Source organism: Microbacterium sp., from assembly GCF_047606685.1.
Lineage (GTDB): Bacteria > Actinomycetota > Actinomycetes > Actinomycetales > Microbacteriaceae > Microbacterium.
Genome location: NZ_JASGEC010000024.1, coordinates 1 through 7201, shown reverse-complemented (window position 1 = coordinate 7201; position 7201 = coordinate 1). Strand labels below are relative to the sequence as shown.

The window sequence follows — 7201 nt, the reverse complement described above, 5'->3', positions numbered from 1 at the left end:
GGGGCCGCCGCGCGGCTCAGCCGCCGAGGGCGGCGCGGATCGCGTCGGCCGAGCGGGTGAGCCGCGCCGCGATCTCAGCGGGATCGAGCGCCGCCGCCACGTGGACCACAGAGATCGCGGCGGGCGCGTGCCCGCGCGCGACGAGCGGCACCGCCACCGAAGCCAGGCCGGGGATGACCTCGTCGTGGCTCGTCGCGAAGCCGCGCGCCGCGGCATCCCGCACTTCCGCGCGCGGGGCCGCGCCCACGGCGGACGGCCATTCCGACTCGTCGAGGACCGACAGGATCGCCTTTCCCGGCGCGCCTACGGTGACGGGATGCCGCGTGCCCGGCCGCTGCGCCACCGACGCGACGGCGCCGCGCGGCTCGATGCTCGCGAGCGTCACGCACTCGTCGCGGTCGAGCACGGCCAGGAAGCACGTCATGCCCAGATCGTTCGCGACCGCGGTCAGCTCGGGCAGCGCCTCGGCCTGCAGGTCGTTCGCGACGCCGGCGGCCAAAGCGGCCATGCGGGCCCCCAAGTGGACGCGCCCCGCCCCGTCGCGCACGACCAGCCCGTGGTCTTCGAGCGTGCGCGTGAGGCGGTAGGCGATCGAGCGGTGCACGCCCAGCTCGCGCGCCACCTCGTCGATCGTGAGCGGCTCGCGGGCGTCGGCGAGCACCTCGAGGATCCGGATGCCGCGGCTCAGCGTCTGCGACGCCGGCCGGCGGGTCGACTCTGACATCCGCCCTCCTCAGGTCTTGTGCGCGCGGGGCGACTCGTATACGATTTGTTCCATAGTAGAACATCACGTTCGAATATAGAACACGATATCCAGACAACACCCTGGTGTTCAAGACCTCGACGCTGAGGAGCCCCCGATGCTGATGCAGTTCCACGACCGCGGCTACGTTTCCGGCGACCCCCGGGTGAGTCCCGCCGAGGGGACGGGCATCGATCGCCCCTCCGAGCTTCCCGACGAGGTGGACGTGCTCATCGTCGGCTCCGGCCCCGCGGGGATGCTGCTGGCCGCCCAGATGTCGCAGTACCCGACGGTGACGACGCGCATCATCGAGCGCCGCGACGGCCGCCTCGTGCTCGGCCAGGCCGACGGCATCCAGCCGCGCAGCGTCGAGACGTTCCAGGCGTTCGGGTTCGCCGAGCGCATCGTCGCCGAGGCGTACAACATCGCCTACATGAACTTCTGGAGCCCCGATCCGGAGAACCCGGGCAACATCATCCGCACCGCGCGCACCGAGGACTACGCGCTGCAGATCAGCGAGTTCCCGCACCTCATCGTCAACCAGGCGCGTGTGCTCGACTACTTCGCCGAGGCCGCGGCTGTGGGGCCGGGCCGCATCCTCCCCGACTACGGGGTCGAGTTCGTCGGGCTGACCGTGCACGACGAGGGCGAGTACCCGATCGAGGTGCGCGTGCGCCCTTCGACAAGCTCAGGGGCCGATGCCGGGGCGGGCGAGGAGCGCACGATCCGCGCCAAGTACGTGGCCGGATGCGACGGCGCCCGCAGCCGCGTGCGCGAGGCGATCGGCCGCAAGCACGTGGGCGGGTTCTCACTGCACGCGTGGGGGGTCATGGACGTCGTCGTCAACACCGACTTCCCCGACTGGCGCACGAAGTGCGCGATCAACGCCGAGGCGGGCAACATCCTGCTCATCCCGCGCGAGGGCGGCTACCTGTGCCGCGTGTACGTCGACCTCGGCGAGGTCGCCGAAGACGACAACCACCGCGTGCGCCAGACGCCGATCGAGGCCGTCATCGGCAAGGCGAACGACATCCTGCACCCCTACTCGATCGACGTGCGGGATGTCGCGTGGAACAGCGTGTACGAGGTCGGGCACCGCGTCACCGACAAGTTCGACGACGTCGATGTGGACGCCGACCACGCGCCGCGCGTGTTCCTCACCGGAGACGCGTGCCACACGCACAGCGCGAAGGCGGGCCAGGGCATGAACGTGTCGATGCAGGACGGCTTCAACCTGGGCTGGAAGCTCGGCTCGGTGCTCACCGGGCAGGCGCCGGCCACGCTGCTGTCGACCTACTCGTCCGAGCGGCAGCCGGTGGCCCAGCAGCTTATCGACTTCGACCGCGAGTGGTCGTCGCTGATGGCGCGCAAGCCCAACGAGATCACCGATCCGCAGGAGCTCGCGAACTACTACCTCGGCACGGCCGAGTTCCCGTCCGGGTTCATGACCCAGTACAGCCCGTCGATAGTGGTGGGCGACGGCGCGCACCAGGAGCTGGCGACCGGGTTCCCCCTCGGCAAGCGCTTCAAGTCGGCCGAGGTGCAGCGGGTCAGCGACGGCAACGTCATCCACCTCGGCCACCACGCGCGCGCCGACGGGCGCTGGCGCGTCTACGCGTTCGCCGACGCGCCCGGGGCGGGGGAGGAGTCCGCGCTGAGCGCGTGGGCGGAATGGATGCTGTCTGCCGACGACTCTCCGGTGCGCCGGCACACCCCGGCCGGAGCCGACCTCGACGCGGTGTTCGACGTCAAGGTCGTCTACCAGCAGGCCCACGACGAGCTCGACGTGCTGCGGGCGCCCGAGATCTTCCGCCCCTACGGCGGCCCGCACGGGCTCATGGACTGGGACAAGGTGTTCGCCGCCGGCCCCAGCGCGTGGCAGACCGCCGACATCTTCGACGAGCGCGGCCTGTCGCGCGACGGCGTGGTCGTGGTGGTGCGCCCCGACCTGTACGTCGCGACCGTGCTGCCGCTGACGGCGACCGCCGAGCTCGCGGAGTTCTTCGCGGGCGCGATGCTCCCCGCCGCCGGCTGACTACGCAGGGAACGACGAGCGGCCGGTGAAGCCGAAGTCGGAGAGCACCGTCATCCCGTTCACCGCTCGAGCGCGCTTGCTGCTGAGGTAGGCGACGGTCCACGCCACGTCTTCGGGCGACTGCAGCGGGAAGTTCGGGTCGTCCATCAGCTCGTCGCCGAGCCCGCGCCGCGCCATCGGCGTGTCGACGATGGATGGCGCGACGCTGTTGACCCGGATGCGGTCGGTCTCGTACAGCTCGACCGCCAGCGCGCGCACGAGCTGCACGACGGCGCCCTTTGACGCGTTGTACGCGAGCATGCCGGGCACCGAGACGAAGCCCGAGTCCGAGCCGATCAGCGTGATCGTGCCTCCCGTGGTCTGCCGCAGGTGCGGCAGCGCCGCCTTGACGGCGAGGAACGCGCCGAGCACGTTGACCTCGAGCACTTCGCGGAAGCCCGCTCCCGTGACCTCTGAGACCGCGGCGCCCATCTCGCCCTCGATGCCCGCGCACAGCACGAGCGCGTCGAGGCCGCCGAGCTCGCCGGCGATGCGGTCGATCGCGCCCGTGATGCCGTCCTCGTCGGCGACGTCGGCTGCCACCGGCACCACCGCGCCGCCGCCGGCGAGGCCCGCCGCAGCCTCGTCCAACCGCCCTTGCGAGCGGCCGACGATGCCGACGCCGGCGCCGGACTCGTGGAACAGGCGCGCGCACGCCAGGCCGATGCCCGACGCGCCGCCGGTGACCGCGACGCGTCGCGGCAGGCCGAGGACGTCCATGCTGTCAGTCATCCGCATCCCCTCAGTCGTTGGTGAACATCGTGTGGTCTTCGGGCAGCTCGGTGAAGGTCTCCAGATCCTCCGACAGGGCGCGGTAGGTGTCGGGGCGCTGCGAACGCAGGTAGGCGGCGTAGGCCAGCCCGCCCACGAGCGCGGCGACCAGCAGCCACGGCAGCACCAGCACGTACGGCGCCGACGAGCCGGCGACGAGCGGGAAGTTGACGAGTGCCATGATGCTGAAGGTCAGCAGCGCGAGGAAGCCGATCAGCGGTGCGACGAATGTCGTCCACAGCCGCGGGTCGCGCTTGCGGCGGAAGTAGACCACGACAGCCAGCGCGGCGATCGCCTGCACGATCATCACCGCGAGCGTGCCGAAGCCCAGTCCGACCGGCACGAGCGTCACGACGGGCGGCAACGGGTTGCCGTCGGGGTCGGTCTCTACCATGACGGCGAAGATGGCGGCCACGGCGAGCGCGAAGACGAGGTTGACGACGAGCCCGCGCTCCGGCGCGCCCTTCGCGTTCGTCTTGGCGAGCCAGCTCGGCAGCACGTGCGCGCGGCCGAGCGCGTACAGGTAGCGGGCGGCCGAGTTGTGGAACGCGAGCTGGGCGGCGAACAGGCTCACCACGAGCAGGATGAGGGCGACGACGCCCATCACCGGGCCGAGGAACTGGTCGACCAGGACGAGAGTGAGATCGCCCGCGGCCTGGTGCTCGATCGCGACGGCCTGCGCGTCGCCGACGCCGACGGAGCTGACGATCGCCCACGCGACGAAGGCGTGCAGCACGCCGATCGTGATGATCGCGAGGTAGGTGGCGCGCGGGATCGTCTTGCGCGGGTCCTTCGCCTCTTCGCCGAACAATGCCGTCGCCTCGAACCCGATGAAGGCTGTGGCCACCATCAGCAGCCCGATCCAGATCGACCCGCCGACGAGGATCTCGGGGCTGAACGCCAGCGTGAAGGCGCCGAAGTCGAACCCCTTCTGGATCAGCACCGCGGCGCCGAAGGCGAGCAGCAGCAGCACCTCGAGGACCATCGCGACGCCGAGGACGACAGCGCTGACGTGGATGCCCGAGCGCGCCAGCAGGAACACGATCACGAACAGAATGAACCCGGCGATGTACCAGTGCACCTCGAACCCGAACAGCGTCGGCAACGCCACCGCCCCGCTGAAGAACCCGATGGTGCCGAGAGCGCCGGCGACGAAGCCGTTGTAGCCGATCGTGGCGATGAGCCCCGTCACCAGGCCCGCGGGCCGGCCGAGGCCCTTGACGACGATGGCGTAGAAGCCGCCCGCGTTGACGAGCTCTTTCGTCATCTGGGCGTAGCCGGTGGCAAACAGCAGCAGCGCGATGGCGACGATGATCACCGCCACGGGGGTGCCGCCGCCGTTGCCGGTGGCGATCGCGAGCGGGAGGACGACAACGCCGACGGTGACCGGCGCCACGGCCGCCAGGACCAGAAAGACGATCGCGCCGACGCCCAGCTGGTTCCGGGCGAGCGTGTCAGTGGATTCTTGTGTCATGAAAGCTCCATATTCGGGCCGAGTTGTGACGAGAGTACAGCCGGTGCTCGCTCGGTGCCTAGACTTGAAGTCTAGAAATCGGTCGATCAGTATGTACGCATGGAGTCCACGATCACTCACGCCACCGGAATCGCTCGTGACGCGCTCGCCGAGTTCGGCTTGAGCCCCGACGCGACGCTCACCTTCGTGAAGCAGCGCGAGAACACCGTCTTCCGTGTCGACGCTCCGGAGGGATGCTTCGCGCTGCGCATCGCCCGGCCCGGCTACCACACCGACGCCGAGGTGGTGAGCGAGATCGCCTTCGTCGAGGCGCTGCTCGAGCACGGCATCGACGTCCCCTCCTACCGGCACACCGTCGGCGGCTCGCAGTTCCTCAGCCGAGAGCTCGACGGCGAGCGCTTCGCCGTCGTCGTGCAGGAGTGGCTCGTGGGCGCGTCGCCCATGGACGACATCGCGAACGGCTTCGACGGCACGAGCCAGCTGACCCCGGACGATTTCGCGGCGATCGGCGCGCTCGCTGCCCGCATGCACGCGGCCAGCCGCGCCATCGGACGCCCGCCCGCCTACGACCGCCCGGCGTGGGACATCGCCGGCCTCGTCGGCGACAGCCCGCTGTGGGGCGACCCGACGCGGCTCGTCGAGCACTCCGAGGACGACGTGCGGGTGCTCCGCGAGGCATCCGCTTCGCTTGCCCGCCTCCTCGAGGAGTTCGGGACCGACGACGAGGTCTTCGGCGTGCTGCACGCCGACTTCACGCCCGAGAACATCATGCGCCGCGCCGACGGCTCGCTCACGCTCATCGACTTCGACGACTTCGGCGAGGGCTGGCACGCGTTCGACCTGGCGACGACCGTCTTCTTCTTCCAGTGGCACCCGCGCTACCCCGAGTTCCGCCGCGCCATCGAGGACGGCTACCGGGAGGCCTACGCCACGCCGGAGCGGACTCTGTCTCTGTTCGACGCGATGATCCTCGCCCGGGGGATGACGTACCTCGGGTGGGCCGGAGCTCGTCGCGGAGACGAGACGGCCGAGTTCCTCGCCGCCGAGATCCGCCCGCGCGTGGTGGACCTCGCCCGCCGCCACCTTGCCGCGTGAGCGGCCCACGCTTTTGACGACCAGAGAGGCATCCCGTTGACCGAGCCGTCACTGATCGAGCGCCGCAACCGCACGCTCGGACCGTACTCGCCCCTGTTCTACGCCAAGCCGCTGCACGCGGTGTCGGCCTCCGGCGTGTGGATCACCTCGGCCGACGGCGAGCGCTACCTCGACGCCTACAACAACGTGCCCGTCGTGGGGCACGGCAATCCGCGCGTCATCGATGCGGCAGCCCGGCAGTGGGCGACGCTGAACGTGCACACCCGCTACCTCAACGAGCGGGTGGTGGAGTACGCGGAGCGGCTGCTGGCCACGTTCGACGACGGCCTGGACCGGGTGTTCTTCACGAACAGCGGCTCGGAGTCCAACGAGCTCGCGCTGCGCATCGCGCGGCAGCTGACCGGCAGTGCCGGCGTGTTGGTCTCCGACTTCAGCTACCACGGCAACACGCGCTCGCTCGCCGAGCTGACGACCGGGATGCAGGTCAAGGAGCCCTTCGGCGACCACGTGCGGGCGATCAGGATCCCGGACGCGACGGGCGATGCGGCGGACGCGGCAGTGGCGACCGGCCTCGCCGAGGTCGATGAGGCCATCGCGTCGCTGCGAGAGGCCGGCCACGGCCTGTCGGTGGTGCTGTTCGACCCGTCGTTTTCCACCGAGGGCCTGTGCGACGTGCCGCCCGCGTACATCTCCGGCCTCGTCGAGCGGGTGCGCGCGGCGGGCGGGCTCGTCATCGCCGACGAGGTGCAGTCCGGCTTCGGCCGCGTGGGCGACGCGATGTGGGGCCACCAGGCGATCGGCGTGCGCCCCGACCTCGTGACCCTCGGCAAGCCGATGGGCAACGGGCATCCGCTCAGCGCGGTCGTCACCAGCGAGCGCGTGCTAGAGGCGTTCGGTTCACAGAACACGTTCTTCAACACGTTCGCGGGCAACCCGGTGTCGTCGGCGGTGGGCATCGCCGTGCTGGACGAGATCCAGGAGCGCGGCCTGGTCGCCCGCGCCGCCGAGCTCGGCCGGCTCGCGCGCGCGCGGCTCGCTCCGCTGG

Annotated in this window: 6 protein-coding genes; 3 read left to right on the top strand and 3 right to left on the bottom strand. The window is 70.6% G+C overall.

The genetic code is table 11. From position 1 onward, the window contains the following. Nucleotides 1-16: 16 nt before the first annotated feature. On the bottom strand, nucleotides 17-724 hold the full coding sequence (locus QM611_RS02930) for an IclR family transcriptional regulator (protein ID WP_415078405.1): 708 nt from the start codon (nucleotides 722-724) through the stop codon (nucleotides 17-19). Between the two features lie 142 nt (nucleotides 725-866). Here QM611_RS02930 and QM611_RS02925 point away from each other — a divergent pair, with 142 nt between their 5' ends. After that, entirely contained in the window at nucleotides 867-2777 is a 1911-nt protein-coding gene (locus QM611_RS02925; RefSeq protein ID WP_415078406.1) for an FAD-dependent monooxygenase, read from the top strand. Here QM611_RS02925 and QM611_RS02920 read toward each other — a convergent pair whose 3' ends face one another. Together QM611_RS02920 and QM611_RS02915 are read right to left on the bottom strand one after the other, a co-directional pair. Continuing rightward, nucleotides 2778-3548 carry an SDR family NAD(P)-dependent oxidoreductase gene (locus QM611_RS02920; RefSeq protein ID WP_415078404.1) on the bottom strand — a complete coding sequence of 257 codons (771 nt, stop codon included), beginning with the start codon at nucleotides 3546-3548 and terminating at the stop codon, nucleotides 2778-2780. Nucleotides 3549-3558: 10 nt separating this feature from the next. Then, nucleotides 3559-5061, bottom strand: coding sequence for an APC family permease (locus QM611_RS02915; RefSeq protein WP_415078403.1), 1503 nt, complete (start codon nucleotides 5059-5061; stop codon nucleotides 3559-3561). Between the two features lie 99 nt (nucleotides 5062-5160). On the opposite strand from QM611_RS02915, the gene QM611_RS02910 reads away from it, so the two are divergent. Further along, on the top strand, nucleotides 5161-6156 hold the full coding sequence (locus QM611_RS02910) for a phosphotransferase enzyme family protein (protein WP_415078402.1): 996 nt from the start codon (nucleotides 5161-5163) through the stop codon (nucleotides 6154-6156). Nucleotides 6157-6192: 36 nt separating this feature from the next. Then, nucleotides 6193-7201 (top strand): aspartate aminotransferase family protein (locus QM611_RS02905; protein WP_415078401.1); only part of this gene is annotated, 1009 nt, incomplete at its 3' end.